This is a genomic window from Aquimarina spongiae (assembly GCF_900141785.1).
GTDB lineage: Bacteria > Bacteroidota > Bacteroidia > Flavobacteriales > Flavobacteriaceae > Aquimarina > Aquimarina spongiae.
Map to the genome: position 1 here is coordinate 377,450 of NZ_FQYP01000001.1, position 24,093 is coordinate 401,542.

General features: G+C 35.5%; 20 protein-coding genes. 7 read left to right on the plus strand and 13 right to left on the minus strand.

The window, feature by feature from the left end; all coding sequences use genetic code 11:
• Positions 1-179 precede the first annotated feature (179 nt).
• Together BUE24_RS01605 and BUE24_RS01610 are read left to right on the plus strand one after the other, a co-directional pair.
• The gene (locus BUE24_RS01605) at positions 180-860 is read left to right on the plus strand and encodes a DUF2461 domain-containing protein (RefSeq protein ID WP_073312953.1); all 681 of its coding nucleotides are present in this window, start codon (positions 180-182) and stop codon (positions 858-860) included.
• 101 nt (positions 861-961) lie between these two features.
• Positions 962-1,951: a type I glyceraldehyde-3-phosphate dehydrogenase gene (locus tag BUE24_RS01610; RefSeq protein ID WP_073312955.1), complete on the plus strand. Its 990-nt coding sequence runs from the start codon at positions 962-964 to the stop codon at positions 1,949-1,951.
• A gap of 74 nt (positions 1,952-2,025) precedes the next feature.
• Here BUE24_RS01610 and BUE24_RS01615 read toward each other — a convergent pair whose 3' ends face one another.
• The 6 genes from BUE24_RS01615 to BUE24_RS01640 all read right to left on the minus strand — a co-directional run bounded on the left by BUE24_RS01615 (position 2,026) and on the right by BUE24_RS01640 (position 6,599).
• Complete coding sequence (locus tag BUE24_RS01615; protein ID WP_073312957.1) at positions 2,026-2,775, minus strand: SDR family NAD(P)-dependent oxidoreductase; 750 nt, start codon at positions 2,773-2,775, stop codon at positions 2,026-2,028.
• A gap of 14 nt (positions 2,776-2,789) precedes the next feature.
• Entirely contained in the window at positions 2,790-3,383 is a 594-nt protein-coding gene (locus BUE24_RS01620) for an FMN-dependent NADH-azoreductase (protein WP_073312959.1), read from the minus strand.
• A 50-nt stretch (positions 3,384-3,433) separates the two neighbouring features.
• Positions 3,434-4,015, minus strand: coding sequence for a TetR/AcrR family transcriptional regulator (locus BUE24_RS01625; RefSeq protein WP_073314395.1), 582 nt, complete (start codon positions 4,013-4,015; stop codon positions 3,434-3,436).
• Between the two features lie 68 nt (positions 4,016-4,083).
• Positions 4,084-4,611, minus strand: coding sequence for a GNAT family N-acetyltransferase (locus BUE24_RS01630; protein ID WP_073312961.1), 528 nt, complete (start codon positions 4,609-4,611; stop codon positions 4,084-4,086).
• Positions 4,612-4,616: 5 nt separating this feature from the next.
• Positions 4,617-5,366, minus strand: coding sequence for a C40 family peptidase (locus BUE24_RS01635; RefSeq protein ID WP_073312963.1), 750 nt, complete (start codon positions 5,364-5,366; stop codon positions 4,617-4,619).
• 54 nt (positions 5,367-5,420) lie between these two features.
• Positions 5,421-6,599, minus strand: a complete 1,179-nt coding sequence (locus BUE24_RS01640) for an acetyl-CoA C-acyltransferase (protein ID WP_073312965.1) — start codon at positions 6,597-6,599, stop codon at positions 5,421-5,423.
• A gap of 178 nt (positions 6,600-6,777) precedes the next feature.
• On the opposite strand from BUE24_RS01640, the gene BUE24_RS01645 reads away from it, so the two are divergent.
• Complete coding sequence (locus tag BUE24_RS01645; RefSeq protein ID WP_073312967.1) at positions 6,778-8,823, plus strand: HD family phosphohydrolase; 2,046 nt, start codon at positions 6,778-6,780, stop codon at positions 8,821-8,823.
• A gap of 77 nt (positions 8,824-8,900) precedes the next feature.
• Positions 8,901-9,455 (plus strand): hypothetical protein, encoded by a 555-nt coding sequence (locus BUE24_RS01650; RefSeq protein WP_073312969.1) that lies wholly within the window; start codon positions 8,901-8,903, stop codon positions 9,453-9,455.
• Here BUE24_RS01650 and BUE24_RS01655 read toward each other — a convergent pair.
• The 4 genes from BUE24_RS01655 to BUE24_RS01670 all read right to left on the minus strand — a co-directional run bounded on the left by BUE24_RS01655 (position 9,442) and on the right by BUE24_RS01670 (position 14,389).
• Positions 9,442-9,723 (minus strand): DUF3817 domain-containing protein, encoded by a 282-nt coding sequence (locus tag BUE24_RS01655; protein ID WP_073312971.1) that lies wholly within the window; start codon positions 9,721-9,723, stop codon positions 9,442-9,444. The genes BUE24_RS01650 and BUE24_RS01655 overlap by 14 nt on opposite strands.
• Positions 9,724-9,726: 3 nt before the next feature.
• A complete protein-coding gene (locus tag BUE24_RS01660; RefSeq protein ID WP_073312973.1) occupies positions 9,727-10,965 on the minus strand; it encodes a mechanosensitive ion channel family protein in 1,239 nt (412 codons plus the stop codon).
• A gap of 149 nt (positions 10,966-11,114) precedes the next feature.
• Entirely contained in the window at positions 11,115-13,739 is a 2,625-nt protein-coding gene (locus BUE24_RS01665) for a TonB-dependent receptor (protein WP_073312975.1), read from the minus strand.
• A 134-nt stretch (positions 13,740-13,873) separates the two neighbouring features.
• Positions 13,874-14,389, minus strand: a complete 516-nt coding sequence (locus BUE24_RS01670) for a hypothetical protein (RefSeq protein WP_073312976.1) — start codon at positions 14,387-14,389, stop codon at positions 13,874-13,876.
• Positions 14,390-14,593: 204 nt separating this feature from the next.
• Here BUE24_RS01670 and ychF point away from each other — a divergent pair, with 204 nt between their 5' ends.
• Both ychF and BUE24_RS01680 read left to right on the plus strand, forming a co-directional pair.
• Positions 14,594-15,688 (plus strand): redox-regulated ATPase YchF, encoded by a 1,095-nt coding sequence (gene ychF / locus BUE24_RS01675; protein WP_073312978.1) that lies wholly within the window; start codon positions 14,594-14,596, stop codon positions 15,686-15,688.
• A gap of 307 nt (positions 15,689-15,995) precedes the next feature.
• Positions 15,996-18,179, plus strand: coding sequence for a tetratricopeptide repeat-containing hybrid sensor histidine kinase/response regulator (locus tag BUE24_RS01680; RefSeq protein ID WP_139241893.1), 2,184 nt, complete (start codon positions 15,996-15,998; stop codon positions 18,177-18,179).
• 38 nt (positions 18,180-18,217) lie between these two features.
• Here the strand turns inward: BUE24_RS01680 and BUE24_RS01685 are convergent, their stop codons facing one another.
• Complete coding sequence (locus tag BUE24_RS01685) at positions 18,218-20,659, minus strand: alpha/beta hydrolase family protein (protein ID WP_073312981.1); 2,442 nt, start codon at positions 20,657-20,659, stop codon at positions 18,218-18,220.
• A 98-nt stretch (positions 20,660-20,757) separates the two neighbouring features.
• A complete protein-coding gene (locus BUE24_RS01690) occupies positions 20,758-21,528 on the minus strand; it encodes an alpha/beta fold hydrolase (protein WP_244548102.1) in 771 nt (256 codons plus the stop codon).
• A gap of 131 nt (positions 21,529-21,659) precedes the next feature.
• On the opposite strand from BUE24_RS01690, the gene BUE24_RS01695 reads away from it, so the two are divergent.
• A complete protein-coding gene (locus BUE24_RS01695; protein ID WP_073312983.1) occupies positions 21,660-23,537 on the plus strand; it encodes a M61 family metallopeptidase in 1,878 nt (625 codons plus the stop codon).
• A 73-nt stretch (positions 23,538-23,610) separates the two neighbouring features.
• On the opposite strand, the gene BUE24_RS01700 is transcribed toward BUE24_RS01695, so the two are convergent.
• Positions 23,611-24,021: a Dabb family protein gene (locus BUE24_RS01700; protein WP_073312985.1), complete on the minus strand. Its 411-nt coding sequence runs from the start codon at positions 24,019-24,021 to the stop codon at positions 23,611-23,613.
• Between the last annotated feature and the right edge of the window lie 72 nt (positions 24,022-24,093).

Here is a 24,093-nt window from a genome sequence, read left to right on the forward strand (position 1 = left end):
TTAAAACTCTAGTAAATATATAGAATAAAGAATACATAAGTCACAATAAGTTGCAAATCATTACATTTTTAAAAGAAATATAACAACTCCAACCTAAAAATGGCATAAATGCATAATTTTTAGTTAAACTTAAAACTGGGAGGTAGATTTTAGATAAATTTAGTGGTAAAGAAAAACTTATGAATACCATACCAAAATCAGCATTTGAATTTTTAAAAAAACTAAAAAAGAATAATCATCGGGATTGGATGACCGAAAATAAAAAGGAATATCAAGCGGGAGAAAAGGTATTAAAAGCTTTTTATGCTTCCATAGTAGAACGATTGAATGAAAATGATGAGATAGAGAAAACGAAGGTATTTCGTATCAATAGAGATATTAGATTTAGTAAAGATAAAACCCCCTATAATGTGCATCGAAGTGCAAGTTTCAGCAGAGCAGGGGCTCATAGAAGAGGTGGATATTACCTACGATTAGAACCAGGGAACTCTTTGGTAGCTGGTGGATTTTTTGGTCCTCAACCAGCGGATTTATTGCGGATTCGGAAAGAGTTTGAAATGGATGACCAGGAAATTAGAGAAATATTGTCAGCTCCTGATTTTGATAAAGCCTTTGGCGGATTTAATACCGAGTTTCAGGTAAAGACGGCTCCAAAGGGTTTTAGTAAGGAACACCCTGCAATAGATCTCATCAAAAACAAATCTTTTTTTGTATCTCATAGCTTTACCGATCAAGAAGTTTTTGCCGATGACTTTTTGGATAAAGTGATCTATCATTATGAGTTGTTAAGACCTTTTTTTGATTATATGAGTGATGTGCTTACCACGGATTTGAATGGAGTATCTTTATTAGAAGATTGAAGCTTTTAATAGTAATTTTAATAATCTTTTTTCGACAAAAATAATAGAGAAAGACAGATGTTTTCTCTTTAACTTTTTTACCAACATTAACTTAAAAAAATATGAAAAGAATAGCCATAAATGGGTTCGGACGGATAGGAAGAGCCGCATTGAAAGTAATTATGGACGAGCCAGATATGCAAATTGTAGCCGTTAATGATTTGATGACCATCGAAAATGCAAAATATCTTTTAAAATACGACAGTGTATATGGCGTGTATGATAAAGAGGTGAGTGTAGAGGGAGATCACCTAGTCGTAGATGATCAAAAAATAATGTATCTCAATCAACGTGATCCAGAACAATTACCGTGGAAAGAAAACAATGTTGATATTGTTATTGAGAGCACGGGTTTTTTTACGAATAGAGAAGATGCCGAAAAGCATATTAAAGCAGGAGCCACAAATGTGGTAATATCTGGCCCCACAAAAAGTATAGATACTCCAACCGTTGTGCACGGAGTAAACACAGAAGATGGAAAAACCAGTATATTTTCTTGTGCAAGTTGTACAACAAATAATATTAGCCCAGTAGTAGAAATATTAGGAAGAACTATAGGTATTAAAAAAGCAATTTTGAATACTATTCATGCGTACACCGCCTCGCAAACTTTGGTGGATGCTCCTTCCAAAAAGAATCCAAGAATGGGAAGAGCTGGAGCAGTTAATTTAACTCCAACGACAACTGGAGCTGCAATTGCTACTACGAAGGCTTTACCACAATATCGAGGCAGGTTTGATGGGGTCGCAGTAAGAACACCTGTTCCTGTAGGCTCCATAAGTGATGTGACTTTTATTGCCGAAAGAGCAACTACTCCCGAAGAAATCAATGAAATATTACAAAAAGAATCTGGAACAGATCGATATGCTGAAGTATTGGATGTTACTTATGAACCTATTGTCTCTTCTGATATTCAACAAAGTCCATATGCAGCAATTGTAGATGCTTCTATGACCAGAGTGGTAGATGGAGATTTGGTAAAACTAATGATTTGGTATGACAACGAATGGGGATTTACCAATCAAATGATTCGACAGATCAAAGAATTATAAACGATGATCTAATAACATATAAAAGACCGTATGGTTTATAAACCATACGGTCTTTTATATGTTATTGTTTTGATTTAGATTTGACTTAAACCACCATCAACTTCTATTTCAATACCATTGATGTAGGATGCGTCTTCAGAGGCCAAAAACAATGCAGTTTTTGCAATCTCTTCAGACGTTCCGAATCTTCCTAATGGTACTTGTTCCCCAAATCCTGATCCCATTTCTTCAATAGTTTCTTGTGGTAATCCCATTTTGTCGTAAATAGGAGTAGCAATTGGTCCTGGAGCAATAGAGTTTACTCGTATTTTGCGTGATTTCACTTCAGAAGTTAATACTCTTTGGTAAGCTCTTAAAGCTCCTTTGGTAGCAGAATACACACTAAAACCATCAAACCCTTTTTGTGTAACAATAGAATTAGTGAATAAAATAGTACCCCCGTCATTAATATGAGATAATGCTTCTTTTGTTGCCAAAATAGGCCCTTTTACATTAGTGTTGAATAGTGAATCGTAATGTGCTTCGGTTACTTCGTGAGTAGGAGTAGGAGGTGCGATTCCTGCATTCAAGAAAAGTACATCAATTTTTCCGTAAGCTGCTACTGCTTCCTGAATGAGCTTGGTATTGTCTTCAGGTTTTGAAACATCAGCAGTAACAGTTATAAAATCTCCTTCAAGTTCATTAGCTACTTCTTCTAGTGCCTCTGGACGTCTTCCTGAAATTACCACCTTAGCACCTTCTTCTAAGTATAATTTTGCTGTGGCTAATCCAATACCGCTATTCGCTCCTGTAATAACGGCTACTTTGTTTTCTAATTTTTTCATTTTTTATTTTAATGTTATAGTGATAAGTTTTGAATTTTAGTTTTAGCTCCTTCCAGAATTTCTTCGGCATTGGTCATGATTAAATCGGAATTAATAAATTCGATATCAGTAATCCCTAAGAAATTGAGAAAAGTGGTCATATATCCTGTTACGTGATCAACTTCGGTACCTAGTTTGGTACCACCAGTAGTGATGATCACATAGGCTTTTTTGTTTTTAAGTAATCCTTGAGGTCCGTTTTCGGTGTATTGAAAGCTGATTCCCGCTCTCGAAATAAGATCGATATAGGTTTTTAATCCTGCAGAAACGCTAAAATTATACATAGGAACCGCAAATAGATAAGTATCAGCCTCTGCAAACTCTGTTGCTAGGATATTAGAAGCTTTGATGGCTTCTTTCTGTGTTGCGGTTTGTTCATTTTCCGGAGTAAAGTATGCCGTTACACTGTCTTCGTTACCCAAATGGATAAGTTGGTCATAATAGGTGTCTCTATTTTTGGTAGTATAGCTTACTTCAGCTTCTAGTTTGCTTTGCAGAACATCTGCCAATTGTCTGCTGATAGAGGTGGATTTTCTTGGACTACTATCTATTCTTAATAAGGTTTTCATTTTATTTTTGTTTTATTTGAAACGATCGTTTCATATTAGAGTAAAAAAAATTAATATAATGCCTTTAGTATGGTGTTTACTAAATTGTCTAGTTCTTCTTTATTGTTGTTTAATATGCCTGTCATACGCAACCCTTGGATAGCTGAGTATAGATATAAAGCATATTGGGCTGCAGTTTGATCTTGATTAAAGATTTTTTCCATTTGACCTTTGTAGACGATGTCCTCTAACATGGCTGTGGTTTGGTCCTGACTTTGTTCCATAAAGGATTTGATCATTGGTTCCTGATTGGTCATTTCTGACTTACAGTTTACCAAAAGACAACCTTTTTTGTTGGTATCATTTAGGATGTCCTCAACATACATGTTGAAAATTGCTTTAATAGAGTCGGAGGCGTTATGGGTATGAATCAACTCTTTTTTCATGTTGTCCTTACCACAAGATCTATAATGAGTAAGCACTTCCATAAACATCCCCAATTTACTACCAAAAGAATTATAGATACTAGATCTATTAAGAGAAGTAGCATCTACCAAATCTTGCATAGAGGTCCCGTTGTATCCATTTTTATGGAATACATTAGTTGCATTTTGCAATACTTGTTTTCTATCAAAGGTTTCTACTTTTGGCATTTTAATTGGAATGTTCGTTTCAAAATTAAATAAAAAAAAACTATGAACTGTTATGAAAATCATAAAGTTTATAATTCCAATTTCATCATTACGTCGGTTTGAATCTCGGTACCTAGCACAAACTTATGTGTAGTAAAAGCTTTAAATCCCCACCGTTCATAAAAACGAATAGCTCTTGTATTTTGGTCCCAAACCCCAAGCCAAACACAATTTGATTGTAATTCTTTGGCAATTGATAGGGCTTTCTGTAGTAATATCTGACCAATACTTTTACCTTGTTGTTCTTTTGTAACGTAGATACGTTCTATTTCTAAAGCATTAAGGTCTACAGCTTCGGTTTGAGCAGTCTGGGTATTTAACTTGATATATCCTACCAAAGTATTTTGTATACAAGCAAAATAAAACTGGGAGTGGGGGTGCAGAAGCTCTTGGGTGATTTGATCCAGGGTAAACTTTTGCTCAAGATAGCTTTGGATATTTTCTTCGGTATTTACAGGAGGACCAAAAGCCTCGTAGAAGGTGTTATAACCTATTTCTAATAGTTTTTCTTTGTCTTCTAGGGTAACTTTTACTATTTCTACATCTTGAGGCACCATAAGGCCTAAATAATTCTTTTGATTACACGTAGGTTATGGGTATGTGTTCTTCTTTCGGCATTATAAATCCCTGTATGATCTATACGATCCACACGCACTTTGCCATGCGCGTGGATGATATAGTTATCTTTCATCATGATACCGACATGTATGATGTTACCTTCTTCGTTGTCAAAAAAAGCCAGATCACCGGGTTCACTTTCTTCAATAAAACTTAATGCTTCTCCCTGAGTTGCTTGTTGCGAGGCATCCCGAAGGAGTTGATATCCATTTAATTTGTACACCATTTGGGTAAAACCACTACAGTCTATCCCAAAACTGGTCTTACCTCCCCATAAATATGGAGTATTTAGAAACATCAATGCAGTTTCTATCAAGTGTTCTTTTTCACTTTTTTGTGTAATGGTATACCCTTCAAACGTATGTTGAAAAAAATCTAAAGCTCCAAGAGAAGCGCCTAGTGGAATGGGCATCAGTTGATTTTGATCACAATTCACAAACTCTACCAAATCGCCTGATAAACAAATATCCTGTTCATCAAAGTTTTTATATTGTTGTTCGGTGATATCCAGATATTGTTTATTATCGATCCAGCCTTCATACTTATCATAGGCCAGACGAATCTTACTCCACTTTTTGCGTTTTTCGAGTACTTTAAAATGTTCTCCATACAAGACCTGAGTAACCATTTCACTTGGATCACTGGGTTCTGCACGTAAAGGAACAATACTTAGGTTACAAATGCCGTATTGCATTATCGGTAATTAGGGATTAGCAATGTTATAGAGCTACGCTCTTGATCAATAAAATTATAAACGCTCTATTACCATAGCAGAGGCACCACCACCACCATTACAGATTGCTGCGGCTCCAATTTTAGCGTTGTTTTGATCCAGTACATTCATCAAGGTGATCAAAATACGAACTCCAGAGCACCCTAGTGGATGTCCCAAAGAAACAGCTCCTCCATTTACATTGGTATTCTCATCGCTAAGTCCAAGAATTTTAAGATTTGCTAAACCAACTACAGAGAAGGCTTCGTTGAATTCGAAGAAATCAACATCATCTAAACTAATACCTGCTTTCTCGATAGCTTTTGGTAACGCTTTTGCAGGAGCAGTAGTAAACCATTTTGGTTCGTGAGCTGCATCTGCATAACTTTTAATTTTTACTAGAGGTTGTAATCCTAGTTCCTTTGCTTTATCAGCACTCATTACTACTACAGCTCCCGCACCATCATTAATAGTAGAAGCATTAGCAGCAGTTACCGTTCCATCTTTGCTAAACGCAGGTCGCAAAGCTGGAATCTTCTCCATTTTTACGTTTTTGTATTCTTCATCTTCCGTAACCATAACAGGCTCTCCACGGCGTTGTGGAACAGGTACAGGTACTACTTCATTATTAAATTTACCATCTGCCCATGCTTTTGCAGATCTTTCGTAAGATTGGATAGCAAAAGCATCTTGATCTTCACGACTAAATTCGTATTCATTGGCGCATAAATCAGCACAAACTCCCATGGCATTTCCATCATAAACATCTACCAAACCATCTCGCTGCATTCCATCTTCTAGTGTTTGAGGACCAAATTTATGTCCTGCTCTTAGTCGAACGTAATGAGGGATCAAACTCATGTTTTCCATACCTCCGGCAACGATGATATCTGCATCTCCCAAAGCAATAGCTTGAGCAGCATGCATAACAGCTTTCATACCACTTGCACAAACTTTATTTACCGTAGTACAAGGAACGTGATCACCTATACCAGCACCAAGTGCGGCTTGTCTTGCTGGAGCTTGTCCGTTTCCTGCTTGTACTACATTTCCCATAAAAACTTCTTGAACAAGAGAAGGGTCCAGGTTGATTTTATCCAATGCTCCTTTTATGGCAATAGCACCCAATTGGGTTGCCGGCACAGTAGATAAACTTCCTAAGAAACTTCCAATTGGTGTTCTTGCTGCAGATACAATTACTACTTCTTTACTCATTATATGTAATTTAAATTGTGTGTATTGTTTGCTGCGAATTTAAGGATTTTTGTAGGATAAAAACTAAGTAAAAAGTTAAGAGTTAGCTGTAATCCAAGTATAATTCTTAATTCTAGAGGGATACTTCGTACATCTAAGTTTGATTTACTACTTTTGAGTAATCAATAGAACGTAATTTGTGAGACGCTTTTTGAATAAATTTTATAAAAGACAATCTTTTATTTACAGGATTTTTCTTTTTATAACCACTACTGCACTTATTGTCTATTTGTTTCCTAAAGGGGGGATATTTAAGTACGAGTTTACCAAGGGAAAACCTTGGCAATACGAAAACTTATATGCTCCTTTTGATTTTGCCATTGCGAAGACAGAAGAGGAGATCGAAGAAGAAAAAAAAGACATTACCGATAATACAATCCCTTATTTTGAATACGATACTATTGTTTCTAATACTGCCAAAGAATCCTATGACGAGGCATTTAATAATTATCTAAAAGTCTTTAATCAAACCAGTGCCAGGGATCAGGCAAAGTTGTTTGGTCGAATCCTGCTTAACGATATTTATCGATACGGAGTCTTACAAAGCACAAGTCCGTATGATGAGCAGCGACAGATTTTTTTAAACAAAGGAAACGAAGCTGAAGCCATCACTTATGGGCAAATTTTGACTTCTAATGAAGTGACTAACCTCATTAACTCCAGAATTGATAAGAGTGAATATGCAAAGTTTAAAAGTGATTTTGTCGCCTTGTTCTATGATTTGGTGAAGCCCAATGTAAAACTCAATGAAAGATTAACACAAAGCACACTAGAGAATGAGTTGGCCAAAGTACTAACCACTAGAGGAGGAGTATCCAGAGGAAGTAGGATTATTGCGAGAGGAGAGGTTGTAGAAGGAGGTAAGTTGCAGATCTTAAATTCATTAAAAGCAGAATACGAATCTCAGGTATGGAGTGCCAAAAACTTTTACTGGATTGTTTTGGGGTATAGTCTTTTGGTATCATTGGCGTTAATGATGCTTTTATTATTTATCAGAAAATACAGGAACGATATTTATGAAAATAATACCCAGGTCACCTTTATTTTCTTTAATATTTTGTTCATCGTTTTGGTATCTACTTTGGTGGTGAAATATCGCTCCGAATATATCTATGTAGTACCCTTGTGTATATTGCCTTTGGTTCTTAAGGCTTTCTTCGATTCGCGTTTAGGTTTATTTACTCATGTCATTACGGTGTTAATCTTAGGTTTTGTAGTACCCAATAGCTATGAGTATACATTTTTACAAATCATTGCAGGTATTGTTACGATATTGACGATTTCAGAATCTTTTAAAAGAGCTAATCTCTTTATATCGGTGGGTCAAATCACCATCATCTATATCATTGCCTATATATCTTTTCATATTATACATGAAGGGAGTGTAAGTAATATCGATTGGACTACCGTCGTTTTGTTCGTGATTAGTGGATTTGCAACCCTTATTGTACACCCATTGATTTATGCTTACGAAAAGATTTTTGGCCTTATTTCTGATGTTTCCTTGTTGGAACTTAGTGATACCAATTCGGTGTTGCTAAAAGAATTGTCAGACAAAGCTCCTGGCACATTCCACCATTCTTTGAATGTCGCAAACATTGCAGAAGCAGCGGCCAATGAAATTGGGGCAAATGCCATGTTGGTTAGAGTTGGAGCGCTGTATCATGATATAGGTAAGATGGCAAATCCTACTTATTTTACAGAAAACCAATCGGCATCGGGAAATCCACATGATGTATTGTCTCCGAAAGAGAGTGCAAGAATTATTATCAATCATGTAATAAGAGGGATTGAAATCGCTAAAAAGTATAAACTTCCAGATCGGGTCATTGATTTTATCAGAACGCACCACGGTACAAGCACAGTATACTATTTCTATACCAAGGAAAAAGAGAGTAATGAAAACGTGAATATTGAAGATTTTCAATATCCTGGGCCAAAACCGTTTTCAAAAGAAACTGCCATCTTGATGATGAGTGATAGTGTAGAAGCCGCATCAAAGAGTCTTAAAAACCCTACCAGTAGTCTGATCGATTCTTTTGTAGAAAAGATTGTCAATAAACAGATGGAAGACGAGCAGTTTTTGAATGCTAATATTACTTTCAAGGAAATTCAGCAGGTAAAGAAGGTTTTTAAACGCAAGCTTACGAATATCTATCATTTGCGGATCGAATATCCGGAGTAATTGTGTTTTTTCGCTGGCATGGTTTTGCGGCACATTGTTTGATGCAGTAATCCTAGCAAGTTTTAAACACAATCAGGATGAAGAATTATCTTTTTTTATTGGCTTTACTTAGTTTACCATTTACTCATGTTTCTAATGCACAACTACGAATAGGAGGAGGGATATCTATTGGAGTAAATATTGACCTTCCTCTGCCAGAAATTGCTGTAGTCGTAGGAGACGCACCGTGCCCACAACCTCAAAATAGACGCCCAATAGTTCATAACTATGGTTCGATTAATCATCAAAATGGTCCTTATGGAAGGCATATTTATGAAGTAACAGGAGCAAGATTGCAACCAACATCTAATCAAGAAGAACGTATCCTATATTATTTGGGCTCTGGAGATGTATTAGAACTCATAATTCATACCGTTAACCCCAATGATTACAATTATCATTATTATGACGCTAATTGCGGTGATTGCTGGACGAATAATAACAGTATCGTTGCAATTTATATGAATCAAGAAGAAATCCCATTACATAATGGAAGCATTTCCCTGCAACCTGAAGTCAATGGAAGACTACATAGCGTGATTAACCTTCATAGTATCTATGATGGTGATTTTAATGGTACTATTGTGTTTTAGTCAGATATTTTTTATCCATCCAAAACGTTCCAAAAGGAATGATAGAACAAAGTAATACGATAGCTAGGGTTTTGTTATTCCATTGTTTTTCGAACTTTACAACAATGGCAAATACGATGTATAACAAGAATAGCAACCCATGTGCCATACCGATCACTTTATTGGGTTCTGGGGATTCGAACATATACTTTAGGGGCATAGTTACAAATAAAATAAGTAGGTATGAGATACCTTCTAGATAACTGATGAGTCTAAAACCTTTTATCATAAATTATGTATTGATATTATAATCCAACTCAAAAACTTCGAGTTTAAAATAGGGGATAGCAGATAGTAAGTGGTCAAAGATATCTGCCATTATATTTTCATAGTTTTTCCAAACCTTATCATTACTAAAAGCATAGATCTCAAGTGGAGTTCCTTGGGCTGTAGGAGCTAGTTGTCTACTCATTATGGTCATGTCTTTGTTGATATATGGATGGTTTTCTAGATATAACTCTACATAAGCTCTAAACACTCCCATATTGGATAGGTTTCTACCATTAACCAAATTACTTTTGTTAATGTTGTTTTGTGTATTGAAGGTATCTATTTCCGATTTTCTTTTCTGAAGATACGCTTTGATGATTTCAATTTCCTGAAGTTTATTGATATCTTCTTCTGAAAGGAAGGCAATACTTGATGTTTTAATGAGAAGAGATCTTTTGATTCTTCTCCCTCCAGAATCCATCATCCCTCTCCAGTTCCGAAACGATTCTGAAGTAAGGTGATAGGTAGGAATTGTAGTAATGGTTTTATCAAAATTCTGAACTTTAACTGAAGAAAGATTAATTTCTATTACATCTCCATCGGCACCATATTTTTCCATAGTAATCCAATCTCCAATTCGTACTGTGTCATTTACAGCAACCTGAATACTGGCAACAAATCCAAGAATAGTATCTTTAAAAATTAATAAAATAACTGCAGACATGGCTCCAAGCGCGGTTAGAAACGTCCAAATGGATTTTCCGGTGGCCGAAGAGAATATAAAGATGCCTCCAATTACCCAAACAAAAATCATAAAAACCTGTACGTAACTATCGATAGGCTTGTCTTTAAAAGAGTCTAAAGATTTTAGGAAATCCCGAAATGTTCTAAGAACGCTTCGCAAAATCCAAATCGTTAACACGATCACCATAATATCGAATAAGATCTCAAGGTATTTTTCTGTTGTTGGAAAAGCAATAAATAACTTAGGGACAATCCAAACAGTTATAGATAGCGGTATAATATGTGCCAGATAGTTGAAGGTATTGTTCTTTACCAAATAATCATCGAAGGTGTTTTTTGATCTTGATGCGTATTTCTTAAAAATAGTGATAAAGACTTTTTTCATGATAAAGTGTATCACGAATAAAGAAACAATCAATATAGCAAGACCAATAACTAAATTTAAATACTCTGAAGTGTTTTCTGAAAAGCCTTTGGAAACAAAAAGCTGGTAAAAGTATCGGGTAATATCTTCCATAAAAAAGGAATACTAGTTTAAGCGCAAAATTAAGGGTATACGGATAGTAATAAAAAATTATTCAAAGGATTTATGATTTAATTTAACGTATACAAACAAGAACCGCCATATACAATGATATGGCGGCTTTGATAAAGTGTTTTTGTAATCTAGAAGTTGAAATCTAGTCTTGCATAATAATATGCACCACCAAATCCCATTTGTACTGCATCCCAATATCCACCTGCTTCGGTTTCTCCATCATTTTGTTGGTCTGGATATTCATTAAAAATATTATTTCCTCCCAAAGTGAGTTTAAGGTTATCGCTTAATTGATACCCTGCATTAAGATCTGCAGTTATTTTTGCGCCATACACATCTTCGGTATCTGCAAAATCAATCAATACAATTTCGCTAAAATGGGTCAGTCCTAATCCAGCATTGAATTTATCCTTACTGTAGTTTGCATTAAAAGCAAATTTACTATCAGGTGCAGAAGCTAGAAGAAATGCCTTTTCACGTTCTCCAAAGAATATACTTTCGTCCAAATTTCCATTTTTAACTTCTTCGATAGTCATATTATTGATATTTCCAGCTAGAGTAGCTGAAATATTACCAAAATCAAAATTACCTTTCCAGGATAGGATAATATCAAGTCCCACAGTTTCGGTATCCACTCCATTTGCAAAAAATTGTGCTTCATTTACGTTTGGAATTTGAGGAGCGGCAAAAGTACCAGTTAGTACTATTCTATCTTTTACATTGATGTAGTATCCATCTACGGTAGCCGTAAACCCACCAAAGCTAGCTGTAGCTCCCACTGCAGCATTTATCGCTGTTTCTTCTTCAAGGGATTCGATACCAAAAGAAGCGGTTACAGGGCTGTTATTTGGTGATAAAAGTGTTTCTGTTGCCACACCCCCTTGAAAATCTGTAAATCGTAAGTTGTAATATATCTGAGCTAAAGAAGGTGCTCTAAAACCAGTACTCACAGATCCACGAACGTTAATGTTGTCTGATGCTTTCACTCTAAAGGCCAACTTTCCATTTATGGTGCTTCCAAAATCACTATAGTTCTCGAATCGTGCTGCAGCACCCAATAAGAAGCTATCGGTTATATCCAATTCTGCATCTGTGTATAAAGAGAAGTTGGATCTGGATCGATCAACTTCGTTGGCTGGGCTATATCCCGGGAAACCTTGTGACCCTCCTGGCCGAAGTTCTCCAGAATCAGGGTCGGTAGGTTGGGTTTGATTAGCAGGATCAATAATGGGTAATCCATTTACATCATACGTAGCATATGATCCTTCTTCACCAGCAAAAATGATAAAGTTTTCGGTTCTATATTCGGATCCAAAGGCTATGTTTAATCCTTTCATAATGTTTGGATAATACTTGGAGAGATCAAGACTTGTGGTATTCTGACTTAAGCTGTGTCCACCAGCATCAAAGTCAGTAGGAGAGGACTCTTGCAAAGAAGCATTTAACGTACCTTGTATGAAATAATGAAAATTGTTTTTACCCCATGTGTTATTTACGTCAATTTTCCAACCGTTTTCCGTCTCCGTACGTACTCCAACGGATACTGAGTTGTCAATGATATTGGAGGTGATTCTTGGTGTAAAACCATTAGGGAATATTGCGGTTACCACTCTTTCTCCACCATTACGAGTAAAAGCAAAAGCATCGGTATCTCTGTAGTTTCTTCCTCCAAAGGCGTAAGCTTCTGTTTTTTTGGAAATAGGTACAGCCGCGTTTACGAAGAAATTAAACCCATCGATAGCCGCTTCACCAAAACCTCTCCTGAAATCAAATCCGGGACGAAGTGTCTTATTTTTGCTCAAGAACTCTGTGGTAAAGTTGGCATAACCCCCATCGCCGATTTCTACTCCATAATTGGCAGTTACCTTTACGGATCCACCGTCAAAATCTTGGTCATCACCAATACGATTTCCATCATTATCGGTATCTAATCGATTTCCATCCGTATTGGGAGTACCGTCGGGAAAATCTCCCTTGGCATTGGTATTGTAAGCTCCATAGCTTACACTTCCAGAGATGGTATTTACATCGTTTTTAAGTACAATATTGATAACTCCAGCGATGGCATCAGAACCGTATTGCGCGGCAGCACCGTCTCGTAATACTTCGATTCTTTTGATAGCAGTGGCGGGAATTGCATTAAGGTCGGTTCCCGAATTTCCTCTTCCTCGTGTCCCAAAAATGTTAATTAAAGACGAAGAATGCCTTCTTTTTCCATTAATTAAAACCAAAGTCTGATCAGGTCCTAATCCACGAAGAGAGGCAGGATCAATATGATCTGCTCCATCAGATCCAGATTGTTTGTTGGCATTAAACGAAGGTGCTGTATATTGAAGCAGTTCATTGATTTCAATTTTACCACTTTTGGTAATAATCTCTTGCATATCAATAATGTCAATAGCTACAGGAGTATCGGTTGCTGTTCTTTTTGGACTTCTGGATCCAACCACAATAATGGTACTTAAGGCTTCTCCTTCTTGTAGAACAACATCTATAATTTCTTGATTTCCAACTTCTACCTCTTTAGTTTCATAGCCAATAAAGCTGAAAACTAATACGGCTCCTTCGTCAACAGCTATGGTATATTTACCTTGCTCATCGGTTGTGGTCCCTTTTTCTGAGCCTTTTTCTAGAATGTTAACATAGGGAATAGGAAGTCCAGAGGGGTCAGTTACCGTACCTGATACGATTTGTTGACCATAACTTAGGTACGTAGTGAATACCCCCAATAAAATGAGTGTGAATTTTTTCATAAAGTAATGTTTATTTAAGTTGATTGTCACCTTAAATATATCTAAAATATTTTACTTCGATTACTTTAAAAAAGGAGCAGACATAAAAAAGGCCGGAAGTAATTCCGGCCAACTTAATCTATTGTACTTTTATGTTATTTTAACTTATAAATAGTGGTAATTACTTCATCCGTATTACTATCATAAGATTCTAAAATAAGATTTTTGTCATTATCAAAATGCCCGACAGTATTATCTTTTCCTCCGGCGTTTATGATATAATATCCATTACTAAGCGGTCTCGCTTTGCATACTTGATTACCAGTTTTGTTCAAAAGAGTAATAACAAAACCTTTTCCATCGGTTACTTTAGTATACGCATCCATATCCGAAGAAGATTCTGATTTTTGAACTTGAACTTCTTGATCTGAATAGATTGCAGATTGATTGGTTTTGTCTTCATCACCAGGGTTTAATTCGATTTTACTTTTTTTGGTAATGACTTCTTGTTTTGTAATCACTTTCTCCTCGCCGTTAGCTCCCTTGATTCTAATAATTTTGGTAACTGTTTCTTCCGAAGAGTTTTCTTTCGGTTTTTCTGTAGTTTGAGAAAAACCGACGCTTGTAAATCCTAAAAGGATGACTGAGGTTAAAATTTTAAAAGTATTCATTTGTTTATAATTGGGATTCAAAATTAAAAAAAATGCTAAAAACAATAAAATATGCACTTTGATTACGATAATAAGAAGTGTAAATAGCGATTTGCTAATCTAATTCTACATATTTGTTTCCTAACTAGGAATAATAGTATCTTTGCACTCTCAAAAACGAGATAATACATAAGAAATCTCTGTTCAAAATAACGCAATAGAATTATGAAAGCAGGTATCGTAGGATTACCAAATGTTGGAAAATCAACTTTATTTAACTGTTTATCCAATGCCAAAGCGCAAAGTGCAAACTTTCCGTTTTGTACTATAGAACCCAATATCGGAGTGGTCAATGTTCCCGATCCCAGATTAGAGAAATTAGAAGAATTAGTAAATCCAGAAAAGGTGATACCGGCAACAGTAGAGATTGTTGATATTGCTGGTCTGGTTAAAGGAGCAAGTAAAGGAGAAGGATTAGGAAACCAGTTTTTGGGGAATATTAGAGAAACCGATGCGATCATTCATGTGCTTAGATGTTTTGATAATGATAATGTAGTACACGTTGATGGTTCTGTAGATCCTATACGTGATAAGGAAACTATTGATATAGAATTGCAGTTAAAGGACCTTGAAAGTATAGATAAAAAACTGGATAAGGTAAAGAGAGCTGCAAAGACAGGAAATAAAGAAGCGCAGAAAGAAGAATCTATTTTACTGCAATTGAAAGAAGGTCTTGAGGCCGGAACTTCAGTGAGAGCAATAGCTATTTCTGAAGATGATCGTGAAACTTATGTGAAACCATTACAGTTGATTACAGATAAACCAGTATTGTATGTTTGTAATGTGGATGAAGGATCTGCAGTAAATGGAAATCATTATGTAGACAAAGTGAAAGAAACTGTTGCTTCAGAGAATGCAGAGGTGATCGTTCTTGCTGTAGGTACCGAAGCAGATATCACAGAATTAGAAGATTATGAAGAACGCCAACTATTTTTACAGGATATGGGACTAGAGGAGCCTGGTGCTTCTGTACTTATTCGTGCAGCTTATAAATTATTAAATCAGCAAACCTATTTTACTGCAGGTCAGAAAGAGGTACGAGCATGGACAGTAACTGTTGGAGCCACTGCACCACAAGCTGCAGGAGTAATTCACACCGATTTCGAAAAAGGGTTTATCCGTGCAGAGGTAATCAAATACGATGATTTCGTACACTATGGCAGTGAATCCAAAGCCAGAGAGGCAGGTAAACTAGGAGTTGAAGGAAAGGCATATGTGGTAAATGATGGAGACGTAATGCATTTTCTGTTTAATGTTTAATGAAATTATATTTATATAGAAAAAGGCCTTCTGAAGAGCATCAGAAGGCTTTTTTAATTGCTGTTATGAGTGTGATTATTATACTTTATAGGTAATCTGGTATCTTTTGTAACTATAAAATTTCCTACCATAAAAAGGATAAACATTCTTTAAAAAAGAGATGAAATCGACACTTTATTAATGGGGGTTTACGGTTTTTTTACTAAATTAACGTATTGATAAGCAGGTTTTTGCTTATAAGGGGACTCTTTAACGTAAACAAAATATTCATTGTATAAATTGCTCGTGCATTAATAATTAGTGAGCCTTGAGAACGTATGTGCTAATATTTTCTGTGGTAGCTCTTAGCTATCTGTCTTACGGTCAAAACACCATGACCGAAACCCATAATGATAGCCTACAGTCATTAATTGATCAGTCTAGCGATTTGAGTTATGAGTACAAGATCAAAGAATCATTGGATTATGCAATTAAAGCTGTAAACTATGCTCATGAGCTAAATAATAACTACTACAAAGGGCAGGCATATTATCTGATGGCTTATAATTATGAAGTTTTGGTTGACTTCAAAAATGCTGAAACCTGTTACCGAAAATCATTACACTTTGGAGAGATTTCAAAAGATACATTGTTGATTTTACGCAGTAATAATGGTTTGGGAAATGTCTATTCTGATGGGTATAAAGACCTGAAAACTTCTTTGATTTTTTATGACAAAGCCAAAGAGTTGGGTAAAAATCTTGAAGACTCTTACGAATACATGACCCCAGTAATAAATTTAGCATGGACCTATATTGATATCGAACAATTTGAAGAAGCATTGCCTTTTATAGAAGAGGCACATCAATTGGTAGTAGAACATAGAGAATTACAAGGGTATTGTGAGGTGTTTTATCTGAAAGGTAAATATGCGATGTATAAAGGGAATTTTGTAGAAGCTGGTGACTTTTTTGAGGAAGCTATCGATATTGCAGAAAAACACGATATGATTCTTGAATTGTCTTATTTATATGAAGGGAGGGCTGAGCTAAATGAGAAAAGAGGTAATATCAATGAAGCCTATCAGGATATTAAGAAATATCAGGAGTTTACAAATAAACTATATGACAAAGAGAAATTAAAACAAATAGAGATTGCTAGAGTAAGTTTTAGTGTTGATGAATATAAAAGAGAATTGGAAATTGCTAATAAAGAAAAGGATTATCAAGCAAGTATTGCGAAGAATAATAAGACGATAACTTTTATTTCGATAGCAGGATTGATTTTTGTGTTGGGAACTGCATTTTTCTTCTACATGGGGTATCGTTCTAAGAAAAAACTGAATAATGTATTAAGAGAGAAAAATACACAGCTAGAAGTAGCAAAAACTGAAGCCGAGAAATTAACTACAGTAAAATCACAGTTTATCTCCACGGTAAGTCATGAATTAAGAACTCCGTTGTATGGTGTAGTGGGTATAACCTCTTTGTTATTAGAGGAAAAAGATATGCCTGAAAAGCATAAAAAACTACTTAATTCCTTAAAGTTTTCTGGGGATTATCTACTTGATTTGATCAATAAGGTATTGAAGATTGGTAAAATTGAATCCAACAAAGAAAAACTAACCAAAACCCCAACTGACTTAGCGCAATTGTCTCAAAATTTATTGCATTCTTTTGAATATCAAGCTAAAAATAAAAATAATAAACTGGTATTAGATATTCAGAAAGAAGTGCCTAAAATAGTAAGCGTTGATTCCCTTAAGTTGTCAGAAGTATTAATTAATTTAATAGGGAATTCAACAAAATTTACAGAAAATGGAACGATTTGGTTGAGAATTAAAATCGTATCTATAGATAAGGATCAAATTAAAATAAGGTACGAAGTAGAAGACAATGGGTTGGGAATTCCCAAGGATAAGCAAGAGTTTGTTTTTGAAAAGTTTTCTCAGTTAGGGAGAGAAGTTAATAAATCTGAAGGTACTGGTCTAGGACTTTCTATAGTAAAGAACCTACTTGAAATGATGGATAGCCAAATTCATCTCGATAGTAAAGAGGGGAGAGGAACCCGGTTTTATTTTGATTTAGATGTTGAGATTGTCGATGAAAAACAAGCAGAGAAACTCGATCTTAATGGTGAAGATACTGCACAAACGTTTAAGAAGATTCTTGTAGCAGAGGATAACAAAATCAATCAAATAGTAACCAAAAACCTATTGGATATTATAGGATATAGTTGCACCATTGTGGAGAACGGCTTCAATGCCTTGCAAATGGTCAAAAAAGAAGACTTTGATCTTATTTTGATGGATCTAAATATGCCTTATCTCGACGGGATGGAAGCCACCAAACGGATACGTGAATTTAATACACAAACGCCTATCATAGCACTAACAGCTTCAGAATTAAGTGAAGTGAAGTCAGAATGTTTGGAGGCCGGGATGAACGATATTATCAATAAACCACTAAATAAAGACGATCTCAAAGATATTATCGCAAAGAATTTGATGTAGTATTCGCAATAATATCTTTGAGGATCTAGTATTGTTTCTTAGTGAGTCCCTTCAGGTTGTTTATTTTTTTTATTCTTAACATGTTTTTCTAACCATTGATCTTGTTCCCATAGCACGTGTAGAATAGATTCTTTTGCTCTATATCCATGACTTTCTTTGGGTAAAATCACTAGCCTTGTTGTTGCACCTAATCCTTTTAAAGCATTAAAATAGCGCTCACTTTGCATAGGATATGTTCCCGAATTATTGTCTGCTTCACCATGAATTAAAAGTAAAGGTGTTTTCATTTTATCGGCATGCATAAATGGGGACATGTTATAATATATTTCAGGAGCCTCCCAATAATTGCGTTCTTCACTTTGGAAACCAAATGGAGTGAGTGTTCTGTTATATGCTCCGCTTCGTGCGATGCCTGCAGCAAAAAGGTTAGAATGAGAGAGTAGATTAGCGGTCATAAACGCACCATAGGAATGCCCACCTACTGCAACTCTTTCTCGGTCGATATAACCTAGTTGATCAATGGCATCTATAGCTGCTTTTCCGTTAGCGACTAACTGATCTCTAAAGGAATCATTCGGTTCTTTGTTATCTTCCCCTACAATAGGAAAAGAAGCATCATCAAGTACAGCATATCCTTTTGTAATCCAATATATCATAGATCCCCAAAAAGGATAGGTAAACTCATTTGGATTTGAAGTAGATTGAGAAGCACTATTTTTATCTTTATACTCAACCGGATATGCCCACAAAATCATTGGTAACTTTTCTTTCTTCTCTTTATCATAACCTGGTGGAAGATATAAAGTTCCTGAAAGCTCAAGACCATCGTTTCTTTTATATTTAATCAATTCCTTCGATACATTTTGTAATCCTTTAAATGGATTTTCGAAAGAAGTAATTTGATCTACAGTGTTCTTTTTTATGTTTCTTACATAGTAGTTAGGATATTCGTTTGGAGATTCAATGCGGACAAGAAATTTACCTTTTTCAAGATCTATGGCGCTGTATATATTTTCAACTTTATCAGTGTATTCTGATTGATAAACCCTAGTTGTTTTGTTTGTTTTTAATTCTAAGTTATCAATAAAAGGGAATTGACCATCTTTGGTAAAACCATCTCCGATTAGGTGCATCTGATCATTCTTAATGTCAATTACAGAAAGTCCATAGTCATTAATGGTTCTTATAGGGTCCCCAGGATCACTGTACCGGTCTTGGTAATTTCGATCAGAAATAATTTTTGATTCAGATTTTGGTTTTGAGGGATTGAAAACATACGTCTTGGTGTTTCTGGTATTCCACCAATAATCGTATGCAATCGCATACTCACTATTATTAGTCCAATTGATTTGCCAAACTCTGTTTTTGGTTTTTAGAATAGATTGAGGAGCTTCGTTAAAGGGAGCTTTTAACTGGAATACTTCATCTCTAAAATCTACTTTAACTTCTGGATCTCCTTTGTCTAATGCTTCAAACCAATACAATACAGCAGGTTTATCCACTCTCCATGAAATATTTCTTTTACCGGTTCTTGTAGACATAAAGCCTTTTGGTAGAACTTCAGTAAGAGGAACTTGGTTAATCGTTTTTATAACTTTTCCGCTATTATCATAAATTTTAGTTTCTTGAGGGAAACGGCGATAAGGTACCAAATAAGAAAAAGGCTTCTTGATTTCGGTTACAATAACATATGCTCCATTTGGTGAAAAAGAAAAAGAACTGTACATAGCAGAAGAAGCCCAGTTTTCAATGGTTCCATCTAACGGGACTTTTTTAATCTCTGAAAGGGATAGCTGCTCAAAGTTATATTCGTCGTTAGGATTCTTTAACAAATCCTGATACGTTCTGTTTTGTGCTTTTGTACCTTCACTAATCGTAATGGTAGGTCCCGTAGGAATAGCTTCTTCCTTATTTACAAGGGACTTTCTGTTATTAGGGATAAACTTTACTAATATAGATGAACTGTCCATAAACCACTTAAAAGGAGCACCCATATTTGAGTTTACCTTGGCATCTGTAATTTTCTTTGCCTCATTTTTTGCGACATCAAGAACCCATAATTCAACGCCGGTTTCTACAGTATTGGTGAAAGCTATTTTCTTTTGATCTGGTGACCATCTAGCATTAGTAATTCTCATATTTGAAGACAAACCAAGAACCTGTTTAGCATCTTTATCTTTTGGAGTCTTAATTTTAATATTATTGAAGTAATTGGCACGGCTAGAAATATTGGTTTTAGGGTTAATCCTTAAACCTGCTAGTCTCATTTCTTTTTCCGAAAGTTCTGCAATAGATTTATACGGATTACGATAGAAGAAAATTAAATTGTCGGCATTTTTATCCGCTCTAACAAAAGGAGCTAGTTGGACATCAACTAAATCCAGGATCTCATTTGAAGGCTTTTGATAGCCTAAATTTTCTTGGGCATAAACAGTAGATGACACTACTAATAATGCTAGGAAGAGCTTAATGTATTTCATGGTTAAGAATATTGTGTGAAAATTTTTGATACAGCTTTATAGCTGTTACAAGATTCAAATAATTACGAATATTAACAAGTATAATAATCCATTTAACATTAAAAAGATAGGTTTTTAATAAATCTAGTGGTCTCTTGTAAAACAACCTCCGCATTCTCCTTATGTGGAGTATGACCAATGTCAGGAATAATCAATGCTTCCGAAGGTCCTGTCGTATTATTTACAATTGAGTATACCTGATCCAAGGACCCGTATTCGTCCCTTTCTCCCTGTATGATTAGAGATGGGCATTTGATTTTGGGTAGGAATTCCTCGATATTCCAGAATTGATAGTCTTCGGATAACCAAGTCTCTGTCCACATTCTAAATACATCATCTGTTTTGTTTCCATGATATTTTATAAGCTTATCTCGAAGATTGGTCTTTTGGTAAGCGATTACCGCTTCTTTGATGCCAGCTATTGTTTCTTTTTCGACAAATACATGAGCTCCTTCAGTGATAACTCCCGAAATGATATCTGGAGATAGCGCTGCCGCCAGTAGTGAAATACTTCCACCATCGCTATGTCCAAAAAGAATAACCTTGGTAAGTTGTAGTTGATTGATTATTTGTACCAATACCTCTGCTTCATTTTGGAGGTAGCTTTTATCTCTTTTTTGAATTGAAAAAGGGGCAGATTGCCCATACCCCTGTCGATCGTATGATAGTATATTACACCCAATGCGATCAGCTATTTTGTTGGGAAAATCTCTCCATAGTTCAATGCACCCCAAAGAATCATGGAGAAAAATGATAGTCGGTAAATCTGTATTGAATAGGTTAGGATTGTCTGAAAATCGGAGACGATGATGATCAATTTTAATATCCAAAATGATGGGTTTATGGTAAAAAGTGCTAAAAATAAGCTAAAGTCTGTACAAAATGTATATTTTACGTCCTCAAAATTGTAACATAAACTAGTTTTCTTAGTCTAGCAATAGTAAATAATTAATTTGATCAGATGAAAAATATTTTTGCCAAAATCTTCATTGGCGTAATGCTAGTGGGGTGTGGAACTCCAAAAACGTCTAACGATATCGCTACAGGTGTACCTATTGCCTCGTCTGTAGATTTAACAAAGTCTACAGAAGACAAAGTACCTGTAGTTATCAACCCAGGAAGGTTTGCGCAAGATACGGTAACTTACTACTTGCCCAAAGTAGTACAAGGAACCTATGCAGTAAGTGATTTTGGGAAATTCGTAGATAATTTCAAAGCGTTGGATTATGAAGGAAATGAAATTATTACCAATAAGTTAGATGACAATACCTGGGTGATTCCTAATGCAAAACAATTAGACCAAATCCAATATCTAGTTAATGATACTTATGATATTGAAAACTCTGGAGAAGCTACACCGTTTTCTCCATCAGGAACCAATATCGAACCAGAGAATTACGTGTTGAATCTTCACGGTTTTATTGGTTATTTTGATGTACTCAAGAACAATCAATATACACTAGAGGTTATTGCACCAAAAGAGATGAAACGAACTTCTGCATTGCAAAAAGTAGGAGAAGAAGCTAGTGAGGATGAGAGTGTAGTGACGGATAAGTATTTTGCATCACGTTATTTTGAGATCACGGATAACCCAATGATGTATGGGAAACTGGATGTAGAAGAATTTATGGTGGGGGATATCAAAATTGTATTGAGTGTATATTCACCAAATGGAGTTCATAAAGCTTCAAAAATCAAAGAAACTGTTTTTAAGATGATGAAGGGACAAAAGGCATATCTTGGTGACATTAATAGTACACCTAGATATGATATCTATTTGTATTTAGCCGAAGGTACTCAGGAATCGCCAACAGGATTTGGAGCTCTGGAACATCATACGTCTACTGTAGTAGTATTACCAGAACAAATGCCTGATGAGGCATTAGCAAGTGCTATGATTGATGTAGTTTCTCATGAGTTTTTTCATATTGTAACTCCGCTTTCTGTGCATTCTGAGGATGTACACTATTTTGATTACAATGACCCTACATTTTCTAAGCATTTGTGGATGTATGAAGGAGTAACTGAATATTTTGCTACTTTATTTCAAGTGAATCAGGATCTCGTTGGTGAAGATGAGTTTTATGAAAAGGTGATGGGCAAGATTCAAAGTGCTAATGGTTTTGATGATACGATGAGTTTTACAGAAATGAGTGAGAACATCTTGGATCAACCGTACGCCTCAAATTATGTAAATGTATACGAAAAAGGAGCGCTTATCGGAATGTGTATTGATATTCTGATGAGAGAAGAGAGTAATGGGAACAGAGGTATTTTGTCCTTGATGAAAGAATTATCCTTGAAATATGGGAAAAATAAACCTTTCGAAGATGATAACATCATTGCCGAAATTACAGAAATGACGTACCCTTCTGTAGGTGAATTTTTGAATACTCATGTAGTAGGAAAGACTCCGATCAATTACAGAGAGTTTTTTAACAAAGTAGGGCTTTCAATTAGTAATGAAAAGGTAGAAACGAATTATATTCAAAATTCTGGAGCACTTATTGTGGCTGGTGATCAGGCCACTGGAACGATCTTCTTTACTGATTTGGTAGCAGATAATAGTTTTTGGGCAGAAAATGGAGTAAAAGCGAATGATAATATTGTAGAGATTAATGGTACTAAGTTGACTGTACAGAATGCTAATAATGTACTTGGAGGTACTTTTCAATGGAAAGAAGGAGACGATCTGGAGGTGAAATTGAATAGAGAAGGAGAAGAGGTTGTAATCAAAACCAAAGTCGCTAAATCGTATACACAAGGAGAAACGTTGTCTCCGTCAGATAATCCTACAGAAGAACAACTGGCGCTTCGTAAAGCTTGGTTGAAAGGATAATTTGTAATAAGAATAACTAAAAAAGCTGTAAAGCATATGCTTTACAGCTTTTTTTATGATGATTGTAGACTGTTTATTTTAAAGAAGAAGAATCGTATACCAATACCTTATTCCATAAATCTTTATTTTCTGCAATAAATTTTTTGTGGATAGGAGCCACCTGGTAGTTGTCATGAGCTTCTTTGGATGCAAAAGTGATTACCACACAATAGGTAAAGGAAGCATCAACTACAGGACGTTTTTCTGTGTTGGCAGGTGTACCAAAGTGGCTAGAGGTGATAAATTCACAACCGTCTAAAAGTTCTTTTACTCCTTTTTCAAAAGTTTTCCTTTCCTCTCTATTGTCTGGATTGTTTAACCAAAATAGTACAGTGTGCACTAGTTTCCCGTCTATGGTTTTGGCTGATTTTGTTGTTGATTCATCTTGTTGCGCAAAACTAAATGAGGAAATTAGAAGTGCTGCAAGAATTAGATAACGTTTCATAAATCAATGTGCTTTAGTTAATGTGTTGTTACCGATGTGGTATATATAAGAGTTGTTTCTGTTTAAAATATA

Bases quoted from the DNA above. Each gene is read 5' to 3' on its own strand.
- BUE24_RS01605 (WP_073312953.1), top strand. From the start codon at position 180: ATGAATACCATACCAAAATCAGCATTTGAATTTTTAAAAAAACTAAAA.
- BUE24_RS01630 (WP_073312961.1), bottom strand. From the start codon at position 4,611: ATGGTGCCTCAAGATGTAGAAATAGTAAAAGTTACCCTAGAAGACAAA.
- BUE24_RS01640 (WP_073312965.1), bottom strand. From the start codon at position 6,599: ATGAGTAAAGAAGTAGTAATTGTATCTGCAGCAAGAACACCAATTGGA.
- BUE24_RS01650 (WP_073312969.1), top strand. From the start codon at position 8,901: ATGAAGAATTATCTTTTTTTATTGGCTTTACTTAGTTTACCATTTACT.
- BUE24_RS01635 (WP_073312963.1), bottom strand. From the start codon at position 5,366: ATGCAATACGGCATTTGTAACCTAAGTATTGTTCCTTTACGTGCAGAA.
- BUE24_RS01695 (WP_073312983.1), top strand. From the start codon at position 21,660: ATGAAAAATATTTTTGCCAAAATCTTCATTGGCGTAATGCTAGTGGGG.
- BUE24_RS01700 (WP_073312985.1), bottom strand. From the start codon at position 24,021: ATGAAACGTTATCTAATTCTTGCAGCACTTCTAATTTCCTCATTTAGT.
- BUE24_RS01620 (WP_073312959.1), bottom strand. From the start codon at position 3,383: ATGAAAACCTTATTAAGAATAGATAGTAGTCCAAGAAAATCCACCTCT.
- BUE24_RS01610 (WP_073312955.1), top strand. From the start codon at position 962: ATGAAAAGAATAGCCATAAATGGGTTCGGACGGATAGGAAGAGCCGCA.
- BUE24_RS01670 (WP_073312976.1), bottom strand. From the start codon at position 14,389: ATGAATACTTTTAAAATTTTAACCTCAGTCATCCTTTTAGGATTTACA.
- BUE24_RS01685 (WP_073312981.1), bottom strand. From the start codon at position 20,659: ATGAAATACATTAAGCTCTTCCTAGCATTATTAGTAGTGTCATCTACT.
- BUE24_RS01625 (WP_073314395.1), bottom strand. From the start codon at position 4,015: ATGCCAAAAGTAGAAACCTTTGATAGAAAACAAGTATTGCAAAATGCA.
- ychF (WP_073312978.1), top strand. From the start codon at position 14,594: ATGAAAGCAGGTATCGTAGGATTACCAAATGTTGGAAAATCAACTTTA.
- BUE24_RS01665 (WP_073312975.1), bottom strand. From the start codon at position 13,739: ATGAAAAAATTCACACTCATTTTATTGGGGGTATTCACTACGTACCTA.
- BUE24_RS01615 (WP_073312957.1), bottom strand. From the start codon at position 2,775: ATGAAAAAATTAGAAAACAAAGTAGCCGTTATTACAGGAGCGAATAGC.
- BUE24_RS01655 (WP_073312971.1), bottom strand. From the start codon at position 9,723: ATGATAAAAGGTTTTAGACTCATCAGTTATCTAGAAGGTATCTCATAC.
- BUE24_RS01660 (WP_073312973.1), bottom strand. From the start codon at position 10,965: ATGGAAGATATTACCCGATACTTTTACCAGCTTTTTGTTTCCAAAGGC.